The sequence below is a fragment of the Mycobacterium sp. TH-M15 genome (assembly GCF_057473705.1).
This window is the reverse complement of sequence record NZ_JBYCLB010000421.1, coordinates 1-1,516: the sequence shown is the minus strand read 5'-3', so window position 1 is coordinate 1,516 and position 1,516 is coordinate 1. Positions and strand designations below refer to the sequence as shown.

General features: G+C 73.9%; 2 protein-coding genes. One reads left to right on the top strand and one right to left on the bottom strand.

Annotated elements, in window-relative coordinates:
- Positions 1–17: 17 nt before the first annotated feature.
- The gene (locus AC2VNT_RS10185) at positions 18–842 is read right to left on the bottom strand and encodes a pyrimidine reductase family protein (RefSeq protein WP_486946738.1); all 825 of its coding nucleotides are present in this window, start codon (positions 840–842) and stop codon (positions 18–20) included.
- Between the two features lie 98 nt (positions 843–940).
- Between AC2VNT_RS10185 and zapE the strand changes: the two genes are divergently transcribed.
- Positions 941–1,516, top strand: a 576-nt coding sequence (zapE, locus tag AC2VNT_RS10180) for an AFG1/ZapE family ATPase (protein ID WP_486946737.1), incomplete at its 3' end; no start/stop codon positions are given.

The following is a 1,516-nucleotide window of genomic DNA, read 5'->3' as shown; positions in this document are numbered from 1 at the left end:
GGGCCTACCCATGGCAATCAGCCTAAGGCACCGCCGGTCGCGCCCCCGGCGACGTAGCGGGCGTAGAGGTAGCCGGCGTCGTCGGTGAGCAGGTGAGCGCGGCTCATCGGGGTCAGCGTCTCGCCGCTGCCGGTGGCGATTCGCGGTGCCGAGCCGCCGGTCAGATACGGCGCCGTGGTCAGGCAGAGCTCGTCGAGCAGGCCGTCGCCGATGAACGCGCCCAGCAGGGTCGGGCCGCCCTCGGTGAGCACCCGACGATGCCCACGGGCGCTCACCGCGGCCAGCATCGCCGCGGTGTCCACCCGGTCCGGGGCGGCGCCGGAGCAGTCGACGACGCCGTCGGCGCCGATCAGGCCGGTCAGCCGATCGCGGGTCGCCTGCACCGCCGTCGTGCAGGTCAGCACCAGCGGCGGCACCTCGGTCTCGGTGAACACCCGCAAGTCCCGGTTCAGCCGCCCGGAATTGGTGACGACGGCCAGCTGCGGGACTTCGCCCTGGCCGCGGGCCTGCCGGCGCTGGCGCTGGGCGACGCCCAGGTGGGCGCCGGCGTAGTTCTCCGCGCGGACGGTGCCGGCGCCGACCACGATGACGTCGGCGAGCGCCCGCAGCAGGCCGAACACCGTCCGGTCGCCCACACCGGCCAGGCCGCCGGATCGGCCCGCTACGGTTGCCGCGCCGTCGACGCTGCTGATGAAGTTGGCCCGCACCCAGACCGCCCGCCCCGGTGGGAAGGCCTGCGGGTAGGCATAGAGCCGGGCCAGCTCGTCGTCGCCGACCGGCCGGCCGGACCCCAGCAGCCGCAGCACCGCCTCGGTCCCGGCGGCGGGTGCGGGATCGCCCATGGGTCCGATTGCAGCGCCCATAGGTCCGATTGCAGCGCCCATAGGTCCGATTGCAGCGCCCATAGGTCCGATTGCAGCACAGTGGCTACAGTTCCTGCATGCCCGACCCCGACCCGGTGGTGGCCGACGAGCGGATCGGCCACCTGGTGGACCGGCACCCGGCCGTCTCGCCGGAGCGGCTGGTCGCCCAGCTCGTCCCGCCGCCGACCTTCGCCGAGGTGAGCTTCGTCAGCTACCGGCCCGACCCGGCCGAGCCGACCCAGGCCGCGGCCGTCGCCGCCTGCACCGAGTTCTGCCGGCAGGCCGTGGGCCGCCGCGCCGGCCGTCGCCGGCTGCTGCACCGGCGCGAGGTGCTGCCCGGGGTGGGCCTGTACCTGGACGGCGGATTCGGCGTCGGCAAGACGCACCTGCTGGCCTCGATCTACCGCCAGCTGCCGGAGAGCGCCGAACACCCTCGGGCGTTCGCCACGTTCATGGAGCTCACCCAGCTGGCCGGCGTGTTCGGGTTCACCGAGTGCGTCGACCTGCTCGGCGACTACACCGTGGTCTGCATCGACGAGTTCGAGCTGGACGATCCGGGCAACACCACGCTGGTCTCCCGGCTGCTCGCCGAGCTGGTGGCGCGCGGGGTGTCGGTGGCGGCCACGTCGAACACCCTGCCCGAGCAGCTGGGC